This is a genomic window from Cupriavidus cauae (assembly GCF_008632125.1).
In the GTDB taxonomy this organism is placed as follows: Bacteria; Pseudomonadota; Gammaproteobacteria; order Burkholderiales; family Burkholderiaceae; genus Cupriavidus; species Cupriavidus cauae.
The window spans coordinates 87668-111544 of record NZ_VWRN01000006.1; the positions used below are offsets into that span (position 1 = coordinate 87668).

General features: G+C 68.1%; 14 protein-coding genes and 2 riboswitches. Of the genes, 7 read left to right on the forward strand and 7 right to left on the reverse strand.

All coding sequences use genetic code 11. The features are described 5' to 3' along the window. Window positions 1-18 precede the first annotated feature (18 nt). Window positions 19-2103 (reverse strand): UvrD-helicase domain-containing protein, encoded by a 2085-nt coding sequence (locus F1599_RS01890; RefSeq protein ID WP_150082035.1) that lies wholly within the window; start codon window positions 2101-2103, stop codon window positions 19-21. Window positions 2104-2312: 209 nt separating this feature from the next. Further along, window positions 2313-2409: riboswitch (glycine riboswitch) on the forward strand. A gap of 21 nt (window positions 2410-2430) precedes the next feature. Continuing rightward, a riboswitch (glycine riboswitch) is annotated at window positions 2431-2577 on the forward strand. 100 nt (window positions 2578-2677) lie between these two features. Between F1599_RS01890 and gcvT the strand changes: the two genes are divergently transcribed. From gcvT to F1599_RS01925, 7 genes are all read left to right on the forward strand, one after another. Continuing rightward, the gene (gene gcvT / locus F1599_RS01895) at window positions 2678-3805 is read left to right on the forward strand and encodes a glycine cleavage system aminomethyltransferase GcvT (RefSeq protein ID WP_150082037.1); all 1128 of its coding nucleotides are present in this window, start codon (window positions 2678-2680) and stop codon (window positions 3803-3805) included. A gap of 107 nt (window positions 3806-3912) precedes the next feature. Next, a complete protein-coding gene (gcvH, locus tag F1599_RS01900; protein WP_006576219.1) occupies window positions 3913-4293 on the forward strand; it encodes a glycine cleavage system protein GcvH in 381 nt (126 codons plus the stop codon). 76 nt (window positions 4294-4369) lie between these two features. Beyond that, the gene (gene gcvP / locus F1599_RS01905; RefSeq protein WP_150082039.1) at window positions 4370-7288 is read left to right on the forward strand and encodes an aminomethyl-transferring glycine dehydrogenase; all 2919 of its coding nucleotides are present in this window, start codon (window positions 4370-4372) and stop codon (window positions 7286-7288) included. 150 nt (window positions 7289-7438) lie between these two features. Further along, a complete protein-coding gene (locus F1599_RS01910) occupies window positions 7439-7972 on the forward strand; it encodes a DUF421 domain-containing protein (RefSeq protein ID WP_149317494.1) in 534 nt (177 codons plus the stop codon). Window positions 7973-8046: 74 nt separating this feature from the next. Further along, entirely contained in the window at window positions 8047-9423 is a 1377-nt protein-coding gene (locus F1599_RS01915) for an L-serine ammonia-lyase (protein WP_149317493.1), read from the forward strand. Between the two features lie 92 nt (window positions 9424-9515). After that, the gene (locus F1599_RS01920; RefSeq protein ID WP_150082041.1) at window positions 9516-10592 is read left to right on the forward strand and encodes an Rpn family recombination-promoting nuclease/putative transposase; all 1077 of its coding nucleotides are present in this window, start codon (window positions 9516-9518) and stop codon (window positions 10590-10592) included. 32 nt (window positions 10593-10624) lie between these two features. Next, window positions 10625-11365, forward strand: coding sequence for an MBL fold metallo-hydrolase (locus F1599_RS01925; protein WP_150082043.1), 741 nt, complete (start codon window positions 10625-10627; stop codon window positions 11363-11365). 84 nt (window positions 11366-11449) lie between these two features. Here the strand turns inward: F1599_RS01925 and F1599_RS01930 are convergent, their stop codons facing one another. From F1599_RS01930 to F1599_RS01955, 6 genes are all read right to left on the reverse strand, one after another. Then, window positions 11450-12565 (reverse strand): YbdK family carboxylate-amine ligase, encoded by a 1116-nt coding sequence (locus F1599_RS01930; protein ID WP_150082045.1) that lies wholly within the window; start codon window positions 12563-12565, stop codon window positions 11450-11452. Continuing rightward, window positions 12565-13788 carry a cation:proton antiporter gene (locus tag F1599_RS01935; RefSeq protein ID WP_187829137.1) on the reverse strand — a complete coding sequence of 408 codons (1224 nt, stop codon included), beginning with the start codon at window positions 13786-13788 and terminating at the stop codon, window positions 12565-12567. Before F1599_RS01935 ends, F1599_RS01930 begins: the two co-directional genes overlap by 1 nt. A 179-nt stretch (window positions 13789-13967) precedes the next feature. Next, complete coding sequence (locus tag F1599_RS01940) at window positions 13968-15896, reverse strand: tetratricopeptide repeat protein (protein WP_150082047.1); 1929 nt, start codon at window positions 15894-15896, stop codon at window positions 13968-13970. Between the two features lie 304 nt (window positions 15897-16200). After that, the gene (locus F1599_RS01945) at window positions 16201-17352 is read right to left on the reverse strand and encodes a branched-chain amino acid ABC transporter substrate-binding protein (RefSeq protein WP_150082049.1); all 1152 of its coding nucleotides are present in this window, start codon (window positions 17350-17352) and stop codon (window positions 16201-16203) included. A gap of 206 nt (window positions 17353-17558) precedes the next feature. Continuing rightward, window positions 17559-21548, reverse strand: coding sequence for a trifunctional transcriptional regulator/proline dehydrogenase/L-glutamate gamma-semialdehyde dehydrogenase (gene putA / locus F1599_RS01950; protein ID WP_150082051.1), 3990 nt, complete (start codon window positions 21546-21548; stop codon window positions 17559-17561). A gap of 245 nt (window positions 21549-21793) precedes the next feature. Continuing rightward, window positions 21794-23863, reverse strand: a complete 2070-nt coding sequence (locus tag F1599_RS01955; protein WP_223819427.1) for a primosomal protein N' — start codon at window positions 23861-23863, stop codon at window positions 21794-21796. Between the last annotated feature and the right edge of the window lie 14 nt (window positions 23864-23877).

Below are 23877 nucleotides of genomic sequence, written 5' to 3' on the forward strand. Positions count from 1 at the left end.
TCAGCCCCCTCAGCCGCTTCAGCCGGTGGCGGCCTTGGTGCCGAGCAGCGCCTTCAGGCCCGCCAGCCGGTCCTTCGGGCTCATCGCCGGCGTCTCGTCCTTCGGTGCCGGGGCCTCCTCGAGCTTCATCTCGCCGATGAAGCGCGACGGCTGGCACGAGTAGGTGTCGCGCGCGCGCTTGCGCTTCTTGCACCAGCTGATATGCAGGCTGCGCTGCGCGCGCGTGATGCCGACATACATCAGGCGGCGCTCTTCCTCGATCTTCTCGTCGCTCAGGTCCTCGTCCTCGCGGCAATGCGGCAGGATGCCCTCCTCCACGCCGACCAGGAACACATGCGGATACTCGAGGCCCTTGGACGCGTGCAGCGTCGACAGCCGAACCGCGTCGGGATCTTCCTCGCGGCCTTCGAGCATGCTCATCAGCGCGACGGTCTGCGTCAGCTCCAGCAGGTTCTTGCCCTCGTCGCCAAATCCATCGGCGGTGTCGAAGCCGGTCGCCTCGCCATCGGCGGCCTCCGGCTTGGTGCCCTTGCGCTTGAGCCAGTCGAGGAACTCGAGCGTATTGGTCCATTTGGCCTGGGCCTGGCGCTCGTCGAATGTGTCGTACAGATAGGCTTCGTAGTGGATGCCTTCCATCAGGTCGTCGAGCACCTCGGTGGCCGGGTCGCGCGCGGCGCGGTCCGCCAGCCGCACCATCGCCTCGCAGAAGGTGCGCAGCGGCTCGAGCTGGCGCGGCTGCAGCTTGCCTTCGATGCCGCCCATCATCGCCGCCTCGAACAGCGAGACCTTGGCCTGGCCGGCGAAGGTCCCCAGCACCTCCAGCGTGGTATTGCCGACGCCGCGCCGCGGCGTAGTTACCGCGCGGATGAAGGCGGGATCGTCGTCCGGATTGGCGATCAGCCGCAGGTAGGCGCAGATGTCCTTGATTTCGGCCTTGTCGAAGAAGCTCTGCCCGCCGGACAGCACATACGGGATGCGCTCGCGGCGCAAGATCTGTTCGAACAGCCGCGCCTGGTGGTTGCCGCGATAAAGGATCGCGTAGTCGCGGAACTGCGCGCGCCGCTCGAACTTGTGGGCCGACAGCTTGAACACCACCGACTCGGCCTCGTGCTCCTCGTCGTTCATCTGCGTCACGGAGATCGGATCGCCCATGCCGTGCTCGCTCCACAGCGTCTTGTCGAACAGCTTGGGATTGTTGGCGATCACCGCGTTGGCCGCCTGCAGGATGCGGACCGTGGAGCGATAGTTCTGCTCCAGCTTGATGACCTTCAGGTTCGGAAAGTCGGTCTGCAGCAGGCGCAGATTGTCCAGCGTGGCGCCGCGCCAGCCGTAGATCGCCTGGTCGTCGTCGCCGACCGCGGTGAAGGCGGGCGCGCGCAGATGCGAGCCGCCGGCCAGCAGCTTCAGCAGCTGGTACTGGCAGGCGTTGGTGTCCTGGTATTCGTCGACCAGGAAATAGCGCAGCCGGTTCTGCCACTTGAGCCGCACGGTTTCGTCGCGGGCGAACAGCTCGGCCGGCAGACGGATCAGGTCGTCGAAGTCGACCGCCTGGTAGGCCGCCAGCGTGGCGACGTAGTTGCGGTAGATCAGGGCGGCCTGGTGCTGGTCGGCATCGGTGGCCTCGGCGATCGCGGTTTCCGGATCGACCATGCCGTTTTTCCACAGCGAGATCGTGCTCTGCACGCTGCGGATCAGCTTCTTGTCGGTGGTCGCCAGCTGTTCCTGGATCAGGCCGAAGCAGTCGTCGGCGTCCATGATCGAGAACTGCGGCTTCAGGCCCAGGTGCTCCGCCTCGGCGCGCAGGATCTGCACGCCGAGCGAGTGGAAGGTACAGACGGTCAGCTGGCGCAGCGGAATGCGCTTGCCGTCGCGGGTCTTGCCCTCCATCAGCTTGGCGATCCGCTCCTGCATCTCCTTGGCGGCCTTGTTGGTGAAGGTCACCGCGGCGATATGGCGGGGCTCGAAGCCCTTGTCCTCGATCAGATGCGCGATCTTCTGCGTGATCACCCGGGTCTTGCCCGAGCCCGCGCCGGCGAGCACCAGGCAGGGGCCGTCCAGATAGCGGACGGCTTCGGATTGGGCGGCGTTCAGTCCGTGGGTCATCGGTCGGGGATCGGAGGTCGGGTACAGCCGGAGGTCGGACCGCATCGCAAGGGACGCGGGCCGCAGGCGCGACGCGTTGGGGGACGGGTCGCGAATGGGTCGAAGCCGGCGATGTTAACACGGGGGCGGGTCGGGCCGAGGCTCCGGAACCGACTCCTGCGACGCGCCGCTCTCGCGTTGACAGCCGCCAAGGCTGCGGTTAGAGTCGCGCCATCCGTCCGGGAGAGCGCGCGACTGTATCGTCATTCGCGCCGCCGAAGGGGAATCACCCGAAAACTCTCAGGCACCATGGACCGGGCGGATCGGCATGCAGCATGCACACGATGTATGCCGAACTCTGGAGAGCGACACCCGTCATTCATCAGCTGGATGATGAGCGTGTCCACCGAAGGGGCGCACGGCGTGGCCAGTCAGTCCGACGAGGACGGCAAGCCGGGCCGTAATCTCTCAGGTATCGAGGACAGAGGGGGTCATCCGTCGCGACGGTTCGCACCGAGCCGCGCGACGGATGACCCTTTTTTTGTTTGGCGCGCCGCGCGCGCCGGACCGAACGATGCCACGCTCCGAGGAATCCATGACGCTTCAGGCCACGCCCCTCAACGCCATCCACCGCGCCCTCGGCGCCCGCATGGTCGATTTCGGCGGATGGGACATGCCGGTCAACTACGGCTCGCAGATCGAGGAACACCACGCGGTGCGCAGCGATGCGGGCATGTTCGACGTCTCGCACATGTGCGTCGTCGACCTCACCGGCCCCAATACCCGCGCCTTCCTGCGCGGACTGCTCGCCAACAACGTCGACAAGCTGCAAACCCCGGGCAAGGCGCTGTATTCCTGCATGCTCGACCCGAACGGCGGCGTGATCGACGACCTGATCGTCTACTTCTTCGCCGAGGACCGCTTCCGCCTGGTGGTCAACGCCAGCACCGCGACCGGCGATATCGACTGGATCCGCCAGCGCAACGCCGACACCGGCGCCGGCGTGACGATCACCCCGCGCCGTACCGATAACGCCGCCGAGGGCTCGGCGCCGCTGGCCATCGTCGCGGTGCAGGGCCCGAATGCGCGTGCCAAGGTCTGGAGCGCATTCCCGTCGACCCAGCCCAGCGAATCGCTCAAGCCCTTCAACGCGATGGTGGTCGAGGACCCCGCGATCGGCGAAATCATGGTGGCCCGCACCGGCTACACCGGCGAGGACGGTTTCGAGCTCGTGGTGCCGGCCGACAACGTCGCCGCGGTCTGGGAAAAGCTGCATGCCGCCGGCGTGCGCCCCGCCGGCCTCGGCGCACGCGACACGCTGCGCCTCGAAGCCGGCATGAATCTGTACGGCCAGGACATGGACATCCACACCTCGCCGCTCGACGCGGGCCTGGCCTGGACGGTCGACCTGCAGAGCGAGCGCGATTTCGTCGGCAAGGCCGCGCTGGTGGCCAACGGCCAGCGCCAGCAGTTCGCCGGCATGATCCTGCGGGACAAGGGCGGCGTGCTGCGCGCGCACCAGACCGTGCTGACCGCCGCCGGCGAGGGCGAGATCACCTCGGGCACCTTCAGCCCGACGCTGTCCCAATCGATCGCCTTCGCGCGCCTGCCCAAGGATGTGGCGCTCGGCAGCGAAGTCCAGGTGCTGATCCGCGACCGCAAACTGACTGCGACTGTGGTTAAACTGCCGTTTGTGCGCAATGGCAAGGCACTCGTGAGCTGACAGCTCGCATCGGACATCGTCCACCCGGTCACGCTGCGCCCCGCGGCCCCCTTCATCCCGATGGCACGCGGCGGCGCGACACAAGAATCTGAAATTGGAGAATCTCGATGAATTTCCCCGCTGACCTGAAGTACACCGAGTCGCACGAATGGGTGCGCGTCGAAACCGACGGCACGCTGACGATCGGCATCACCGATCACGCGCAGGATGCGCTCGGCGACATCGTCTTCCTGGAACTGCCCGAGGTCGGCAAGACGGTCGGCGCCGGCGACGCGCTGGCCGTGGTCGAATCGGTCAAGGCCGCGTCGGACATCTACGCGCCGGTGGCCGGCGAGGTGGTCGCCGTCAACGACGCCGTCAAGGACGCGCCCGAGAGCGTCAACGCCAACGCCTTCGACGCCTGGCTGTTCAAGATCAAGCCGGCCAACGGCGACGACGTCAACGGCCTGATGACGGCCGACGCCTACAAGGCCAGCGTCGGCGCCTGAGCCCGGCGCCCCGCCCGCGGCGCCGGGGGCCATGGCTGACCACCATGTCCCGGCCCGCCTCTCCGAGTCACTTGCCATGAACGCTCCCCTGCCCATGAACGCCGCTCAATCCGCTCGCCCTTCGCTGGCCGAACTCGAAGCTCGCGACGCCTTCTCCCACCGCCATATCGGTCCCGACGCCGCCGAACAGCAGCACATGCTGAAGGTGCTGGGCTACGACAGCCGCGCCGCGCTGATGGATGCCATCATCCCGGCCGCGATCCGCCGCCGCGACGGCATGCCGCTGGGCGAATTCACCGAGCCGCTGACCGAGGAAGCCGCGCTGGCCAAGCTGCGCGGCATCGCCGGCAAGAACAAGGTGTTCAAGAGCTTCATCGGCCAGGGCTACTACAACACGCTGACGCCGGGCGTGATCCTGCGCAATATCTTCGAGAACCCGGCCTGGTACACCGCGTACACGCCGTACCAGCCGGAGATCTCGCAGGGCCGCCTGGAAGCGATGTTGAACTTCCAGCAGATGGTCACCGACCTGACCGGCCTCGATATCGCCAATGCGTCGATGCTCGACGAAGGCACGGCCGCGGCCGAGGCGATGACGCTGCTGCAGCGCGTGAACAAGCACGCGTCGAATACCTTCTATGTGGCCGACGACGTGCTGCCGCAGACGATCGAAGTGGTGCGCACGCGCGCGCTGCCGCTCGGCATCGAGGTCAAGGTCGGTCCCGCCGCCGACGCGGCGCAGGCGCATGCCTTCGGCGTGCTGCTGCAATACCCGGGCGTCAACGGCGACGTGGCGGACTACCGCGCGATCGCCGATGCGGTCCACGCGGCCGGCGGCCTGGTGGTCGCCGCGGCGGACCTGCTGGCGCTGACGCTGCTCACCGCGCCCGGCGAATGGGGCGCCGACGTGGCCGTCGGCAATTCGCAGCGCTTCGGCGTGCCGCTCGGCTTCGGCGGCCCGCACGCCGGCTATATGGCCGTCAAGGACGCCTACAAGCGCTCGATGCCGGGCCGCCTGGTCGGCGTCACGGTCGACGCGCAGGGCAACCCGGCCTACCGGCTCGCGCTGCAGACGCGCGAGCAGCATATCCGCCGCGAAAAGGCGACCTCGAACATCTGTACCGCGCAGGTGCTGCTGGCGGTGATGGCGTCGATGTACGCGGTCTACCACGGTCCGCAAGGCCTGAAGCGCATCGCGCAACGCGTGCATCGCCTGACCGCGACGCTGGCCGGCGGCCTGCAGGCGCTGGGCTACGCGCGCAGCAACCAGACCTTCTTCGACACGCTGACCATCGAGACCGGCGACGCCACCGAGGCGATCCACGCCGCGGCCGCCGCGCGCCGCATCAATCTGCGCCGCGCCGGTGCGACGCACGTCGGCATCTCGCTGGACGAGACCACCACCCGCGACGATGTGGTCGCGCTGTGGGAGATCTTCGCGCAGGGCAAGCCGGTGCCGGCCTTCGACGCACTGGAAGCCGCGGCCGATGACGGCTATCCGGCCGCGCTGTCGCGCCAGAGCGCCTACCTGACGCATCCGGTCTTCAACACGCATCACGCCGAGCACGAGATGCTGCGCTATCTGCGCATGCTGGCCGACAAGGACCTGGCACTCGATCGCACGATGATCCCGCTGGGCTCCTGCACGATGAAGCTCAACGCGACCAGCGAGATGATTCCGGTCACCTGGCCCGAGTTTTCGAGCATCCATCCGTTCGCGCCGGACGACCAGACCGTCGGCTACCGCGAAATGATCGCCCAGCTCGAGGCGATGCTGTGCGCGGCCACCGGCTACGCCGCCGTCAGCCTGCAGCCGAACGCCGGCTCGCAAGGCGAGTACGCGGGTCTGCAGATCATCCACGCCTACCACGCGAGCCGCGGCGAGAGCCATCGCAATATCTGCCTGATCCCGTCGTCGGCGCACGGCACCAATCCGGCGTCCGCGCAGATGGCCGGCATGCAGGTGGTCGTGGTGGCCTGCGACGAGGACGGCAACGTCGATCTGGCCGACCTGGAGAAGAAGGCCGCGCAGCACAGCAGGAACCTGGCGGCGATCATGATCACCTATCCGTCCACGCACGGCGTGTTCGAGGAAGGCGTGCAGCGCATCTGCGAGATCGTGCACAGCCACGGCGGGCAGGTCTATGTCGACGGCGCCAACATGAACGCAATGGTGGGCACCGCGGCGCCGGGGCAGTTCGGCGGCGACGTGTCGCACCTGAACCTGCACAAGACCTTCTGCATTCCGCACGGCGGCGGCGGCCCGGGCGTCGGTCCGGTCGCGGTCGGCGCGCATCTGGCGCCGTTCCTGCCGAACCACGCCAGCAGCGGCTACCGCCGCGCGGCAGACGGCATCGGCGCGATCTCGGCCGCGCCCTACGGCTCGGCCAGCATCCTGCCGATTTCGTGGATGTATATCGCGATGATGGGCGCGCGCGGCCTGACGGCGGCCACCGAGAACGCGATCCTGGCGGCCAACTACGTCGCCAAGCGGCTGTCGGACTACTACCCGGTACTGTACACGGGCGGCAACGGCCATATCGCGCACGAGTGCATTCTCGACCTGCGTCCGATCCAGAAGGCGACCGGCATCAGCAACGAGGATGTCGCCAAGCGGCTGATGGACTATGGCTTCCATGCGCCGACCATGAGCTTCCCGGTGCCGGGCACGCTGATGATCGAGCCGACCGAGAGCGAGGCGCTGCACGAGCTGGACCGCTTCATCGACGCGATGATCGCGATCCGCAAGGAAATCGCCCGTGTCGAGGACGGCAGCTTCGACCGCGAGGACAACCCGCTGAAGAACGCGCCGCACACCGCCGCGGTCATCACTGCCAATGAGTGGAACCACAAGTACACTCGTGAGGAAGCCGCTTATCCGGTCGCCTCGCTGCGGACGCAGAAGTACTGGCCGCCGGTCGGCCGTGCCGACAACGTCTACGGCGATCGCAACCTGTTCTGCTCGTGCGTGCCGATGAGCGCGTACGAGGAGTAAGCAGGCAGTCCGCGGGCAGTCGGCACATAGTCGGCGGGCACTGCGGGCGATCCCGGCACGGCGGCTCCATCGCCGCCCGGACGCGGTTCCGCGTCCGGGCCTGAGTTCCCGGCATTCGCGCCGGGGCTGTCATCGGTAAGGAGACTGTCGATGTGGGAGATGAGCGCACCGTGGTGGGAATTTATCGTCCGAGGACTGATCGTCTATTTCGCGCTGCTGATCATGATGCGGCTGGGCGGCAAGCGGCAGATCGGACAGATGACCCCGTTCGATCTGATCCTGCTGCTGATCCTGTCCGAAGGCGTGCAGAACGCCATGGTCGGCGATGACAAGTCGGTATCCGCAGGCCTGATCCTCGCCGCCACGCTGATCGGCATCAACGTGCTGGTCAGCTGGCTCAGCTGGCGCAGCCGCAAGTTCGAGTACGCGGTCGAGGGCCACCCCCAGCTGCTGATCCGCCATGGCAAGGTGATCGACAAGGTCATGCACGGCGCGCGGCTGACCAGCGACGATCTGATGAAGGTATTGCGGCGCGAGGGCTGCGCCAGCCTGGACGACGTCTATATCGCGATCCTGGAGAACGACGGCGCCATCAGCGTGCTCAAGCGCAAGGAACTGCCGGAGGAACCGCCCGGCCCCGGCGTCTCGTTGTGGGAACGCCCCGAGGACGATCGGCCGGTCTAGCCCGTATCGCGCCTGGCCGGACGGCAAGCCGCGGCGGAAGCCGGCAAACCGCCGGCAAACGATAGGAGACCAACGTGGCTGTCAGCGTATTCGACCTGTTCAAGGTCGGCATCGGGCCGTCCAGCTCGCATACGGTGGGACCGATGCGTGCGGCCGGCATGTTCGCGCATGGACTGGAGCGCGACGGCCTGCTGCCGCAGGTGGCCAGCGTGCGGGTCGAGCTGTACGGCTCGCTCGGCGCGACCGGCAAGGGGCACGGCACCGACAAGGGCGTGATTCTCGGCCTGCTCGGCGAGGCGCCCGATACCATCGATCCGGACACCATCGACGCCAGGCTGGCAGCGCTGCGCGCTTCGCGCACGCTGTCCCTGCTCGGCAAGCATCCGATTCCCTTCGTCGAAAAGGAACATATCGCGTTCTACCGGCGCGAAGCGCTGGCCGAGCATCCGAACGGCATGAAATTCCATGCCTTCGATGCCGCCGGCGCGACGCTGCGCGAAGGCCGCTATCTGTCGGTAGGCGGCGGCTTCGTCGTCAGCGCGGGCGCGGCGAACACGCAGGTGCTCGAGGCCGACCGGCAACTGCCGCATCCCTTCCGCAGCGGCCGCGCGATGCTCGACATGGCGAGCAGCAGCGGCAAGTCGATCGCGCAGCTGATGCTCGAAAACGAATGCACCTGGCGCAGCGAAGCCGATGTGCGCGCCGGCCTGTTGCATATCTGGCAGGTGATGCAGGCCTGCGTCGCGCGCGGCTGCCGCACCGATGGCGAGCTGCCGGGCCCGTTCAAGGTCAAGCGGCGCGCGCCGGAGCTGTACCGCAATCTGACCGAGCGCGCCGAACGGACGCTGTCCGACCCGCTGTCGGTGATGGACTGGGTCAACCTCTATGCGATGGCCGTCAACGAGGAGAACGCGGCCGGTGGCCGCGTGGTGACCGCGCCGACCAATGGCGCGGCGGGCATCATCCCGGCCGTGCTGCATTACTACGATCGCTTCGTGCCCAGTGCGAACGAGCGCGGCGTGATCGACTTCCTGCTGACGGCCGGCGCGATCGGTCTGCTGTACAAGCTGAACGCGTCGATCTCCGGCGCCGAAGTCGGCTGCCAGGGCGAGGTTGGCGTCGCGTGTTCGATGGCAGCGGGCGCGCTGGCGGCCGTGCTCGGCGGCACGCCGGAGCAGGTCGAGAATGCCGCGGAAATCGGCATGGAACACAACCTGGGGCTGACCTGCGATCCGGTCGGCGGGCTGGTGCAGATTCCCTGCATCGAGCGCAATGCGATGGCCTCGGTCAAGGCGGTCAACGCCGCGCGCATGGCCTTGCGCGGCGACGGCAATCACTATGTCTCGCTCGATTCGGTGATCAAGACCATGCGCGAGACCGGTGCCGACATGAAGACCAAGTACAAGGAAACGGCGCGCGGCGGGCTCGCCGTCAATATCGTCGAGTGCTGAAGCTCGAACACTAAAGTAGCACGCACTTTTGTGGAATCTCGCGGCCCTTCGGCGCGGCATTCTCTCGGCACCGCAACTGCGATGCGCGAGCCATGCCGAGCCACGATGCCTGTTACAAGCTGTTGTTCTCCACACCGGAATTCGTCCGTGATCTGCTGCGGGATTTCGTGCCGAGCGCGTGGGTCCGCGCGCTGGACTTCGACACCCTCGAACGTATCTCGAGCAACTACGTTACGGACCGCCTTCGCCAGCGCGCCAGCGACATGGTCTGGCGCATCCAGGCCGGCGGCGAGTGGGTCTACCTCTATCTGCTGATCGAATTCCAGAGCACCATCGATCGCCATATGGCGATTCGCATGACGAATTACGTCACGTCGTTGGATCTGGAGCTGATCCGTGGGCGGAATATACTGCCAGACGGCCAGTTGCCGCCGGTCCTGCCGATCGTGGTCTACAACGGGGAAGGCAGCTGGACGGCAAAGACCGATATCGCGGATCTGTCGCCGCGGCTGCCAGATGACTTGTGCCGCTGCCAGCCGCGCTTCGAATATCTTCTGGTGGACGCGCGGCGATATTCAGATGAGGAACTGGCCACGCTCGACAATCTCGTCGCCGCGGTGTTCCGCTTCGAGAACGCGGAGACGGAGACGGCGATGCTCGAAGCGGTTCGCTGGATCAGGCTGCGCGTGGCCGACGACCCGGTCCTGGAGGACACTTTCGTACGATGGCTGAAGCATGTAGGCTCACGGCATCGCCGGGCCGGTTTGTATTTAACGGACATACACAACCTGATGGAGGCTGAAATGTCGCTGTCGACGAATATTGCGCAGTGGAAGGCCAATTACAAGCGGGAAGGCCTGCAGGAAGGTTGGCAGGTAGGACTGCAGGAAGGCCGGCGAGAAGGCCGACAGGTAGGTCTGCAGGAAGGCCGGCAGGCAGGTCTGCAGGAAGGCCGACAGGCAGGACTGCAGGAGGGCCGGCAGGTAGGTCTGCAGGAGGGCCTGCAGCAGGGTCAGGCCATGCTCCTGCGAAATCTGCTTGCCAAGCGCTTCGGCCCTCTGCCAGCCGAACTCGAATCACGGCTGAACAGCGCCCGGCTTGAACAATTGGAAGCCTGGGGAGAAAGACTGCTGAGCGCCCAGCACCTCGCCGACGTATTCGAAGACTAGCGCCAGGCGGCGCTTCGTTAGTATTCCCGCAGATGCAAACCTTCCATCAACTCTTCGACCGCGAGTCCAGTACCTACACCTACCTGCTGATCGACGCGGCGACTCGTGACGCCGTGCTGATCGATCCGGTCGACCGTCAGCTCGAACGGGATCTCGCGCTGGTGCAGCAGACCGCGGTACGGCTTGCCTGGGTCATCGAGACGCATGCGCACGCCGACCACATCACCTCTGCCGGCCATCTCGCGCAACGCACCGGCGCGCATACCGCCGCGCCGTCGGGCTGCGATATCCGGCCGGCGCTGAAGCAGCTGATCGACGGCGACACGATCCCGTTCGGCACGCAAACGCTGCGCGCCATCCATACGCCGGGACATACCGCCGGCAGCATGAGCTATCTGTGGGAAGAGGCGCAGCCGGACGGCGGCGTGGTGCGCCGGGTCTTTACCGGCGATGCGCTGCTGATCGACGGCTGCGGACGCACCGACTTCCAGTCCGGCGACGCCGGCACGCTATACGACAGCCTGACGCGCAAGCTGTTTGCGCTGCCCGACGACACGCTGGTATATCCGGCCCATGACTACAAGGGCCGCACCCATTCGACCATCGGTCACGAACGGGCCACCAACAGCCGGCTGTGCGGCCGCACACGCGAAGAGTTCATCGAGATGATGAAGGGCCTGAACCTGCCGCCGCCGAAGCTGCTGGCGGTCGCGGTACCGGCGAACCAGCGGCTCGGGCTCGGCGACGGCGACAGCATCCCGCACGGGGTCTGACCGCCGCGCCCCGCGATCGCAGCGGTTGCTGTGATCGCAGGGAAGGCAAGGATCGCAGCGGCGCGGCCCGGCACAAAGACTCTCTTACCCTGCCCAGCGCTCGCAGCTCTGCCGCACCGCCTCACGCAGACTGCGCGTATCGGCATCGACCTGGCGCGCCCATTCGGCGTCGCCGCTGCGGCTGGCGGCCAGCATGCGAATATTGGCCAGCGCCTCCAGCGAACCGAGCGCTTCGGCGTGCGGCACCAGCACGTCGCAGATCGACAGGATATGGTCGGCGATCGGCATCCGCGTCAGTTCGTTCGGATGCACGTATTCGCCGTCGAGTCCGAAGCGGCAGGCCTGGAAGCGGTTGAAGGTATAGACCAGGTAGTCGTCCTCTTCCGGCATGAAGGGACGCGACAGCAGCAGATAGCGCGCCAGCGCCTGGATATAGGCCGCAATGTCGCAGGCGCGCGCGACCGTCAGCGGCGTGTCCATGACGCGGACTTCGATGGTGCCGAATTCCGGCTTGGGGCGAATATCCCAGTAGAAGTCCTTCATGCTCTCGATCACGCCCGTCTTGCGCATCTTCTCGAAGTACGCGGTGAAGGCGTCCCAAGTCAGCATGAAGGGCGCGCGGCCGCTCATCGGGAAGGCAGCGACCGAATTCAGTCGCGCGGAAGCGAAGCCGGTATCGACGCCCTGCACATACGGCGACGACGCCGCCAGCGCAATGAAGTGCGGCACGTAGCGGCCGATCGCATGCAGCAGGAACAGCGAATCGTCCGCGGTCGGGCAGCCGATATGCACGTGCTGGCCGAACACGGTGAACTGCTTGGCCAGGTAGCCGTACAGCTCGGAGATGTACTGGTAGCGCGGCGAGTCGGAGATGGTGCGATCGGCCCACTGCTGGAACGGATGCGTGCCGCCGCCGCAGATGCCCAGGTTCAGCGAATGCGAGGCCTCGACCATCAGGTCGCGCATCGTGGTCAACTCGGACAGCGCCTGCGCGTAGTCATGGCAGATGCCGGTGCTGATCTCGATCATCGACGGACTGATCTCCGGCTTGATATCGCCGGCATGCTGGGCGCCCTTCAGCAGCCGCAGCAGATCGGGGGCGAACGGCGCCAGATCGTAGTCATGGCGATTGACCAGCTGCATTTCCAGCTCGACGCCGAAGGTCAGCGCCTCGGATTGCTTGAACGGTTCGAGTGACATCAGCGCCCTCCTCCATTGCCTCTGACCTCGCCGGCATAGCGAAGTGCCCATGCGGCCAATACCGGCGCCGCGATCTGCTCGATCGCCAGCGCGCACAGCACGATCGCGTTGAGCATTTCCCCGGTTTCAGGATAGAGCCGCGCCACATCGCTCATCAGCAGGTAAGCCAGACCCGACATCGGCCCCAGCGCCACGCCAAGCGCCACGCACTGCCGGATGCTCAGGCCCGAGAACGAACCCAGCGACACCACGCCGCCGAGCTTGGCCAGATGCCGCAGCAGCACCAGCACGATCGCGGCGACGCCGGCGATGGACCAGTCGCGCACGGTCACCGGCAGCCCCAGCGACACCACCATCACGATGATCAGCAGCGTACCGGCGCTGCCGAAGTGCGCGGGCCACACGCGCGGCTGATTGTCCTGATGCTTGAAGACGACGCCAGCCAGCAGCAGCGTCAACGGCATCGACAGCTTCAGCAGCCGCGTCAGCGCCAGCGTGAACAGCACGATGCCGACCAGCACCAGAAAGCTGTACTGATCGTCGGCCGGCATCCGCGCATAGACCGCCTGGCTCAGCTTGCCGACGAGCCACGCCAGCACGCACGAGCCGACCAGCAGATACAGCGGATGCAGCAGCGCCGCGCCCAGATTGCCGTATTCCGAATGCAGCCAGCCGGTCGCCAGCTGCACGATTACCGCGGCATACATGCTGTTGAGGGCGGTCATCGCCATCAGCCGTTCGGTGACCTGGCCTTCGGCACGCAATTCGTTCTTCAGCTGCAGCACGATCGACGGCGACGTGCTGACCGCGATGCCGCCGGCGAGGATGGCGACCGTCGGGCTCACGCCGATCCATTGCAGCACCGCGGTGACGAGGCCCCAGGTCAGCAGGCTCTCCGAGGCACTGGTAAACAGCAGCCAGCGATTGGCCCGCAGCCAGACCAGCGACAGGCGATGGCCGAGTTCGAACAGGGCCAGCGCCAGCGCCATGTCGATCAGGATGCGGGTCTGCGCGATCATCGTCTGGTCGACGATGGGGCGGCCCAGCGTGCCGGCCAGCAGGCCGGTGGCGGCATAACCGACGATACGCGGCAATCTCAGATACATCCGGCAAATTTCGCCGGCAAGGCCCGCGCCTACCAGCGCGAGGCCGACCCAGAACAGCCCGCTGGGTGCGAGCGGCCAGGTCGGAAATAGTTGGCTCAATCCATTCATGGGTGACATCCTAACGGAAGGGCCTTTGAACCCGTGTCCGGGTTTGTCCGACAAGGCACGAGTTTTGCTGAGGTTTCCGCCGACGCGCTATCGGATCGCGTCTCCATCGCGTCTCCATCGCGTCTCCATCGCGTCTCCGGCGCGTCTCCGGCGCGTCCACACTCACGCGCGCGGCCTGCACCTCAGGCTTAGACGCCCCACAGTTTCCACGCCGGCCGCGTCGCCTTCAGTGCGTTTTCGACCTTCGCATACAACGCGCGGGTACGCCCTTGCGCGGCCCCACGCGCGCGGGCCTGCAGGAACAGATCGCGCGCCTCCTCGCGCCTCGCCAGACCCAGCGCGGCCTGCGCCGCATGCAGATGCACGTCCGCCTCCCAGTTGTCGCGCACCGCGAAGGCGGCATGGAAGTCGGTCAGCGCCTCGGCGTATTGCTGCGCGTCGAGCCGGATCAGCCCGCGCTGCAGCCGCGCCGCGGCCTGGTCCTCGGCATCGCCCTCGGTCAGCGCGATGGCGCGCTCGAACAGCGGCAAGGCGCGCTCGTTGTCGGCCAGGCCGCGCCAGATGCGGCCAAAGGCGTCGTAGACCCAGGCGTCCTCGACCACCACCGCGCGCGCCTGCAGGGCCTCGATCTCGTCCAGCGCCAGCGCGCGTTCGCGCGCTTCCATCGATCCGGCCGAATTCCCCAGCAGCGTGGCGAAATGCGTGCGCGCATGGGCCATCGACAGCGCCGCCTCGCTGCGTTCCTCGACCGGCAGCGCGTCAAGCCGCGCCTCCATATGGGCGATCGCGGCCCGCGCCGCGCCGATCGCCTCGCTGCCGCCGATCGCCTTCCACGCGTGGATCAGCCGGCTGAACACCCAGGTCACGTGTCCCGCATGGCGATCCAGCGGATAGCGGTTCAGCACCTCGCCGGCGATCTCGACCACCCGCTGATGGCGTCCGGCGGCGTCGTGGCAGGCCAGCAGATCGAGCCAGTGCTCGATGAAATCGCTGACGGCAATGCCCTTCTCATGCAGCGCGATGCGTTCGTCGCGCTGCGCGGCATCGTCGAGATCGAGCCGGCGCGCCAGCCGGTCGCACAGCAGCGAATAGATATGCGGGTCGGCGTCATCGTAGCCGCCTTCCCCGGTGGCGAAATACTGCTCGAAGCGGGCCAGGCCCGTTTGCCAGGCGCGCAGCAGCTGTGGCCGCAGCGCTTCCGCCGCCGCCGGCACGCGCTCGATGAAGTCGGCCAGCGCCAGCCCGGCAAGGTAGTAGCCATGCGCGTCGGTGGCCGCGTCGGTCAGCACGAAGTCGCGCCAGGGCTCGGCCTCGCCGCCCTGATGGCGCCACTCGAGCTCGCGTATCTGCGCCTTCGGGTCCGGCACCTGGCGCTGGTAGACCGCCAGGTCGTCGCGCGCACCGGCGAGATCGCCGGCCCGCAGCCGCAGCGGCGCGAGGATGCGGCGCGCGTGCGGATGGTCCGGGTTCTCGGCCAGCACCATCTGCGCCTGCTGCGCGGCCAGCGCGTCGCCCTGCTCCTCGCTCATCTCCAGCAGATCGGCATTGTCCAGGCCGATGCGGGCCAGGCACAGCCGCAGCATCGGTTCGGCGCGCTGTCCCTCGGACTCGGCGCCCTGCACGTGCGCGGCCGCCAGGCTCAGGATGTCGTGCGCACCCAGGTCCGGCGCGCGATACAGCAGGTCGTACCAATAGCGGCCGGCCTCGGCGAACTGGCGCAGCCGATAGTGCGCCAGCCCCGCATGCAGCTGCGCGCTCCATTCGCCGGTGGCCAGCCCGTTGCGCCGGGCCGCCTCTTCCAGCCAGGGCAGCGCCTCGGCGAAACGCTGCTGGTTCATCAGCAGCATGCCGTAGCGATGCGCCAGCACGCCGCGCGAGGCCCAGCGGTGCGCGGGATGCAGCGGCAGCTCGGGCAGGCGGGACAGCGCCGCCTCGAGCGCGGCCAGCGCCTGCTCGGGCTCGCCCTTGTCGAACAGCAGCCGGGCGCGCAGCGCCTCGTAATCGACGACCTCGGGCCGCTGGCGCGCCAACGCGTCGATCACCGCCAGCGCTTCGTCGTAGCGCTCCTGCGTGGCAAGCTCGATGGCGTGGTCGTAGCTGACTGGCTGCGCGGACACGGGTACTCCTTCAGGGTGATGGGCAAAGAGGGACAACTGGGATAGCGAGGAAACGGCAAGACCGCGATTATGCGCCACGCGGGAGGCAAGGCCGTGGAAGCGGGTCGAGCCGGCCGGATGCCGCCGCCCTGGTGGTCAAGCCGGCGGCCAACGCCGCGGCCCATGCGGTGGTGATGCGGTGGTGATGCGGCGGCCAAAGAAAACGCCACCCCGAGGGGTGGCGTTCCGGACCACAGGCCAACTGTGGGACTGTGGAATTCCGGGACAGTGGACCCAATGTCGACCCGCTGTGGAAAACCCGGGCTTACTTGCCGCCCAGCGTTTCCAGCACGGTCCACTTGCCGCCCACGACCTTGTAGACGGTGATGCCGCCGTCCTTCAGGTCGCCGCGCGCGTCGTACGCCAGCGTCTTGGTGGTGACGCCCGGCATGTTGGTCGCCGCCAGCACCGGCAGATAGCGCGCCGGATCGGCCGAGCCGGCCTTGACCATCGCCGTCATCAGCGCGGTGGCGCCGTCGTAGGCATACGGCGAGTAGGTCTGGACCTTGCTCTTGAAACGCTTCTCGTAGTCCTGCGCATACTTGGCGCCGCCCGGCATCTGCTCCAGCGGCAGGCCGGCCAGCGACACCACCGTGCCTTCCGCGGCGGGACCGGCCAGCTTCAGGAAGTTGTCGGTCTTGGACATCTCGCCCGACACCAGCGGCGACTTCAGGCCCAGTTCCTTGATCTGCTTGGCCATCGGCGCGGACTGCGTCTCGGCGCCGCCGAAGAAGATGATGTCCGGGTTGCTGCGCTTGATGTTGGTCAGCACGGCCTTGAAGTCCACCGCCTTGTCGTTGGTGAACTCGCGGCGCACGATCTTGCCGCCGGCGGCCTTGGCGGCCTTCTCGAACTCGTCGGCCAGGCCCTGGCCGTAGGCGGTACGGTCATCGACGATGGCGATGTTCTTCGCGCCGAGCTTCTTGACCACGTAGTTGCCGAGCACCGAACCCTGCTGGGTGTCGGAGGTCATCATGCGGAAGGTGGTCTTGAAGCCCTGGCGGGTGTATTCGGGCGCGGTCGCCATCGCGATCTGCGCGATGCCGGCGCGGTTGTAGACCATCGAGGCCGGGATGCTGGTGCCCGAGTTGAAATGGCCGAGCATGCCCTGGATGCCGTTGTCGACCAGCTTCTGCGCCACCACCGAGCCGGTCTTCGGATCGGCCTGGTCGTCCTCGGACAGCAGCACGAACTTGACTTCCTTGCCGCCGATCTTGGGCTTGGTGGCGTTCATCTGCTCGATCGCCAGCACCACGCCGTTCTGCATGTCCTTGCCGTACTGCGCCTGACCGCCGGTCATCGGCGCGGCAAAGCCGAGCTTGATTTCCTGCGCCTGCGCGAACGCGGCGGACGCCGCGGTCAGGCCGGCGATCGTCAGTGCGACGGTCAGCGCCGTCTTGTGGAAGTTCGTGTTCATCCGTTCTCCTTGGGTAGCCTGTAGGCCGGTTCACTGCACTCTTGGAAGCGTTCGGCCCGCCCCTGCGGACCACGCTTTCTCGGTGGCGCAGCGAGGGCGGGATCGCCGCCGCACCTGCGCCTGTCTGGCGCCCAACCCGGACGTCCGACCGATACGTCGGACCGGCTCGGGCGGTCAATCGTTGTCGTTGCCGTCGGTCCCCGCGGTCAGCCGATCGTCATCAGGCTCGCGTTGCCGCCGGCCGCCGCGGTATTGACCGACAGCGAGCGCTCCATCAGCAGACGCTCCAGCGCGATGCCGGTGTCGCCGTGGCCCAGCCCCTGCACGCCGACGATCGGACCGGGCCGCTGCGCGGCCTGTTCGCACACCGCGCGCAGCTGGTCCGAATCGCCGTGGTGCAGCACCGCGTCGAAGGCGACGTCGGCCGCGCTCCAGTCGGCAACCAGGCGGACGCGCGATTGTACTGCCTTCGGCAGCCGCGCATACAGGGTCCGCGCGGGCTCGGCGTCCGGGCACAACGCGCCGGCGCCGACCGCCAGCACCGCCGCCAGCTGCGTGGCCAGGTCGGCCTCGTTCGGCGCCAGGCACAGCACGGTGTCGCGCGGCAGCAGCGTGTAGGTATTGCGCTCGCCGGTCGGGCCGGGCAGCGTCACCGTCATGCCCGAGGTCGAGGCCGCGGCAAAGCGGTCGCACTGCTCCACCAGCGCCGGCGCCGGGGCTGTGTCCGATGCCGCCCACTGGCGGAAGGCATCGAAGGCGGCCTGGGCCTCGGGGCGCAGGGCCGCACGCGGCTCCGCAGCCGGCGCGTCGGCCGCCGCGGCCGCACGGGCCACGGCGACGAAGGCGTCCTGCGGGCAGGTCGACAGCAGGCGGTGCAGATAGAGCGGACCGCCGGCCTTCGGACCGGTGCCTGACAGGCCCTCGCCGCCGAACGGCTGCACGCCGACCACCGCGCCGACGATATTGCGGTTGACGTAGAGGTTGCCGACATGGGCGCGCGACACGATGTGCTCGATCGTTTCGTCGATGCGGGTGTGCACGCCCATGGTCAGGCCGTAGCCGGTGGCATTGATCTGGTCGAGCAGCGCATCCAGGCGCGAACGCTGGTAGCGCACCACGTGCAGCACCGGGCCGAACACCTCGCGCTGCAGCTCGCCGATATGGTTCAGTTCGATCAGCGTCGGCGGCACGAAAGTGCCATGGCGGCACGACGGCGACAGCGCCGCGTTGGCATCCGCCTGATGCACGCGACGGCCCTTGGCGCGCATCGCCTCGATATGCTTGACGATGCCGGCGCGCGCCTCCTCGTCGATCACCGGACCGACGTCGGTCGACAGGCGATCCGGGTTGGCCATCGTCAGCTCGGCCATCGCGCCCTTGAGCATCTCCAGCACGCGGTCGGCCACATCCTCCTGCAGGCACAGCACGCGCAGCGCGGAGCAGCGCTGGCCGGCCGAATCGAACGCCGAGCTCACGACGTCGGCGACCACCTGCTCGGCCAGCGCCGACGAATCGACGATCATCGCGTTCTGGCCGCCGGTCTCCGCAATCAGCGGCACCGGGCGGCCGGCGGCATCGAGGCGGCCGGCCAGATTGCGCTGCAGCAGGCGGGCGACCTCGGTCGAGCCGGTGAACATCACGCCCTTGACGCGCGCATCGCCGACCAGCGACGCGCCGACGGTCTCGCCACGGCCCGGCAGCAGCTGCACCGCACCGGCCGGCACGCCGGCCTCGCGCAGCAGGCGCACCGCCTGCGCCGCGATCAGCGGGGTTTGCTCCGCGGGCTTGGCCAGCACCGTGTTGCCGGCGGCCAGCGCCGCGGCGACCTGGCCGGTGAAGATCGCCAGCGGGAAGTTCCACGGGCTGATGCAGACCACCGGACCCAGCGGGCGATGCGAGTCGTTGGAGAAATGCTCGCGCACCTGCACCGCGTAGTAGCGCAGGAAGTCGACCGCCTCGCGGACCTCGGCGATGGCGTTCGAGAACGTCTTGCCGGCCTCGCGCATGATCACGCCCATCAGCGCCTGCATCTGCGCTTCCATCAGGTCGGCGGCGCGCTCCAGCGCGGCGGCGCGGACCTCGGGCGGCGTGGCCTGCCAGATCGGCGCGGCATTGACCGCGGCCTGCAGCGCGGCCTCGACATCGGCCGCGCTGGCCTCGGTGACCTGCCCCACCACATCGCGATGGTCGGCGGGATTTAGCACCGGCGCAGTGTCGCCGCCGCCCACGGGGTCGACGCCCAGCATCGGCTCGGCGCTCAGGCGCTCGGTCGCGCCGTGCAGCAGCGCCGACGACAGCGAGGCCAGGCGATGTTCGTTCGACAGATCGAGGCCCGCCGAATTGGCGCGCGCCTTGCCGTACAGGCCGCGCGGCATCGGAATGCGCGGATGCGGCAGGCCCAGCGTGCCCTCTTCCTTGTGCATCCGTTCGACCTGCGCGACCGGGTCGGCGACCAGCTCGTCCAGCGAGATGGTGTCGTCGGCAATGCGGTTGACGAACGAGGTGTTGGCGCCGTTCTCCAGCAGGCGCCGCACCAGGTAGGCCAGCAGCGTCTCGTGCGTGCCGACCGGCGCGTAGATGCGGCACGGCCGGTTCAGCTTGCCCTCGGCCACCGGGCCGACCACCTGGTCGTACAGCGGCTCGCCCATGCCGTGCAGGCACTGGAATTCGTACTGTCCGGGGTAGTAGCTATGGCCGGCGATCTGGTAGATCGCGGCCAGCGTGTGCGCGTTGTGGGTGGCGAACTGCGGATAGATCGCGTCCGGCACCGACAGCAGCTTGCGCGCGCAGGCGAGGTACGACACATCGGTGTAGACCTTGCGCGTGTAGACCGGGTAACCCTCCAGGCCGTCGACCTGGGCGCGCTTGATCTCGCTGTCCCAGTAGGCGCCCTTGACCAGCCGGATCATCAGGCGATGGCGGCTGCGGCGCGCCAGGTCGATCAGGTAGTCGATCACGAACGGGCAACGCTTCTGGTACCCCTGCACGACGAAGCCGATACCGTTCCACCCGGCCAGCTCGGGCTCGAAGCAGAGCCGTTCCAGCAGGTCCAGCGAGATTTCCAGCCGGTCGGCCTCCTCGGCGTCGATGTTGATGCCGATGTCGTACTGGCGGGCCAGCAGCGTCAGCGACTTCAGGCGCCCGTACAGCTCGCCGAGCACGCGCTCGTGCTGGGCGCGGCTGTAGCGCGGATGCAGCGCCGACAGCTTGATCGAGATGCCCGGGCCCTCGTAGATGCCGCGGCCGCGCGAGGCCTGGCCGATCGCGTGAATGGCCTGCTCGTAGGAGGCCAGATAGCGCTGCGCGTCGGCCTCTGTCATCGCGGCCTCGCCCAGCATGTCGTACGAGTAGCGGAAGCCCTGGGCCTCGTACTTGCGCGCGTTCGCCAGCGCCTCGGAGATGGTCTCGCCGGTGACGAACTGCTCGCCCATCAGGCGCATCGCCATGTCGACGCCCTTGCGGATCAGCGGCTCGCCGCCCTTGCCGATGATGCGCGTCAGCGCGCGGGTCAGGCCGGCCTCGTTATGGGTCGAGACCAGCTTGCCGGTGACCAGCAGGCCCCAGGTGGCGGCGTTGACGAACAGCGACGGGCTCTGGCCGAGGTGCGACTGCCAGTTGGCGCCGCTGATCTTGTCGCGGATCAGCGCGTCGCGGGTGGCCTTGTCGGGAATGCGCAGCAGCGCCTCGGCCAGGCACATCAGCGCCACGCCTTCCTGCGACGACAGCGAGAATTCCTGGATCAGCCCCTGCACCAGCCCTTCGCGGCCGCTGCCGCCCTTCTGCTGGCGCAGGTTCAGGGCCAGCTTCTTTGCCATCGCCAGCGCGGCGTCGGCCTGCTGCTGCGGCAGGCGGGCCTGCTCCAGCAGCACCGGCACGCATTCGGTTTCGGGCCGGCGGTAGGCGGAGGTAATCGCCGCGCGCAGCACCGACTGCGGCTGGATGCTCTGGGCAAATTCGAGGAAGGGCTGTGGCGCGCCCTCGCCGGCCACCGCGTCGAGCGTGTCGGCCCCGTCCGCGTCGGGCTGGCCGCTGCCGTTCGCCTCGTGCGGCGCCTGTCCGCGCTCGATCTGCTCCAGGTAGGAGAAGATCGCCTGCTTGATCAGCCAGTGGGGCGTGCGGTCGATCGACTGGGCAACGCGCTTGAGGCGGTCGCGGGAGGCGTCGTCGAGCTTGACGCCGAGGGTGGTGGTGGCCATGCGAGGAGATCTCCGAGGAACGCGCTTGCCGCCTCTCAATCGCCCGCCGTGGGTCGCTCAATGGAGCCCGGACGGTCGTGCGGAAGTCGCGCGATGTGATGCAAATTGGCGCGATCATACTCCCGGAGAAAGCCAGGGTGCAACTTGGTATAACCCACTAGGTGCAACTGCCATGAAGGCACCGGCTCCATGCGGTTGCACCGCCGGTGTGCCGAGAGGCGATGGCGGGCTTGGTGCGCCCGTGGTCAGATCCGCAACGGGTCGATCTCCAGCTGCCAGCGTACTCCTTTGACGCTCGTCCCGACTTCACTGAAAGTTTGCGTCCACTCTCCGACAAAGCGTTGCAGTGCCATGCGCGATCCGCTTTCGATCAGCATCTGGGCGCGCTCCCGGTTGGCGATTCGCACCATCGACATCGGTACCGGGTCGTGCAGTTGCACCTCGGCGCCCAGCACCATGCCGTCGGCCCGCTCGCGGGCGGCATGCAGGAAGTCCAGGGCCCGTTGCAACTGCCCATGTTCGGCCGTCACCAGTACCTGATGGACGAAGGGCGGCAGCCCGGCCTGGCGCCGTTCGCGCAGCTGCGTGGCCGCAAAGCCGTCGTAGTCGTGGCGTACCAGCGCCTGCAGCGCCGGGGCATCCGGATAGCGGGTCTGGATCAGCACCTCGCCCGCCAGGCCGGCGCGGCCGGCGCGGCCCGACACCTGCATCAGCGACGCGAACAGGTGCTCGGCCGCGCGGAAATCGTGGCTGAACATCGCCGCGTCGGGATGGACGATACCGACCAGCGTCACGCGCTGGAAGTCGTGGCCCTTGGCGATCATCTGGGTGCCGACCAGGATGTCGACCTCGCCGGCGTGGACCTCGTCGAACATCGCTTGCGCACTGCCCTTGCGGCGGGTCGAATCGGCGTCGATCCGGGCAATGCGGGCCTGCGGGAAGCGCGCGGCCAGCGCCTCCTCGATCCGCTGCGTGCCGCGGCCCAGCGGCGCGATGTCGACGTTGCCGCAGTCGGGGCAGTGGTGCGGGATGCGGGCCTCGAGCCCGCAGTGATGGCAGCGCAGGCAGCGCTCGGGGCGATGCAGCACCAGGTACGCGGAGCAGCGTGGACAGCCGGACAGCCAGCCGCAGCTGTCGCAGGCGATCACCGGCGCATAGCCGCGCCGGTTCAGGAACAGCAGGCTTTGCTCGCCGCGGGCCAGGCGCGCCTCGATCGCCTGCAGCAGCGGCGCCGACAGGCCCTCGTAGAGCGGCCGCTGGCGCTGCCGCTCGTGATTCAGGTCGACCAGCCGCACGGTCGGCAGCACCGCGTCGGCCTGGGCCCGTTCGCGCAGCACCAGCTTGCGGTAGGCCCCCTGCTCGGCGCGCCACCAGGATTCCATCGACGGCGTGGCCGAGCCGAGCACCACCGGGATGCCGAGCTGCTTGGCGCGCCAGACCGCCAGATCGCGGGCCGAGTAGCGCAGGCCCTCCTGCTGCTTGTACGAGGTGTCGTGCTCCTCGTCGACCACGATCAGCGCCAGCGTCGGCAGCGACGCCATCACCGCCATCCGTGTGCCCAGCACGATACGCGCTTCGCCGCGATGGGCCGCCAGCCAGTGCAGCGTGCGCTCCTGATCGGCCATGCCGCTGTGCAGGACGGCCAGTGGCGCCGCCGGGAAGCGTGCGGCGATGCGCGCCTGCAGCTGCGGTGTCAGATTGATTTCGGGCACCAGCATCAGCACCTGGGCCGCGGGATCGCGCGCCAGTGCGGCCGCGATCGCGTGCAGATAGACCTCGGTCTTGCCGCTGCCGGTGACGCCGTGCAGCAGGAAGGGGGCGAAGCCGATCGCGGCGGCGATGGCGTCGACGGCCTGACGCTGTTCCGGGTGCAGGGCGGGTGTGGGGGGACGTACTGCGGCCGTCGATTCGGCCGTTGCGGCAGGATCGGCCGGATCGCGGCGGTCGCCACCGCGACCGGGGCCCGAGTCGCCGGGTTCGCCGGGTTCGCCGGGTTCGCCGGGTTCGCCGGGTTCGCCGGGTGCGCCGGGTGCGCCGGAGTGGCGGGGGCCGCCGTCGTGGCTGAGGATGCCGGGCTCGCAGGGATCAGCGGATTCATCGGATCCGCCTGGCTCGGCGGCGGTCAGCAGCGGCCGGTCCACCGTCTCGCAGTTGACCCAACCCGCCTCGACCCATTGCGCCAGCCGCGCCGGCGCGGCGGTGCACAGCAGGCGCGCGGCCTGCTGGGTCAGCCACTGCCCCTGCGAGCCGGCATCGACCAGCGCCTTGGCCAGCGCGCCAACGGAGCGGGCGCGCGGCGGCACCGCGGCCAGCAGCGCCTCGGCGCAGC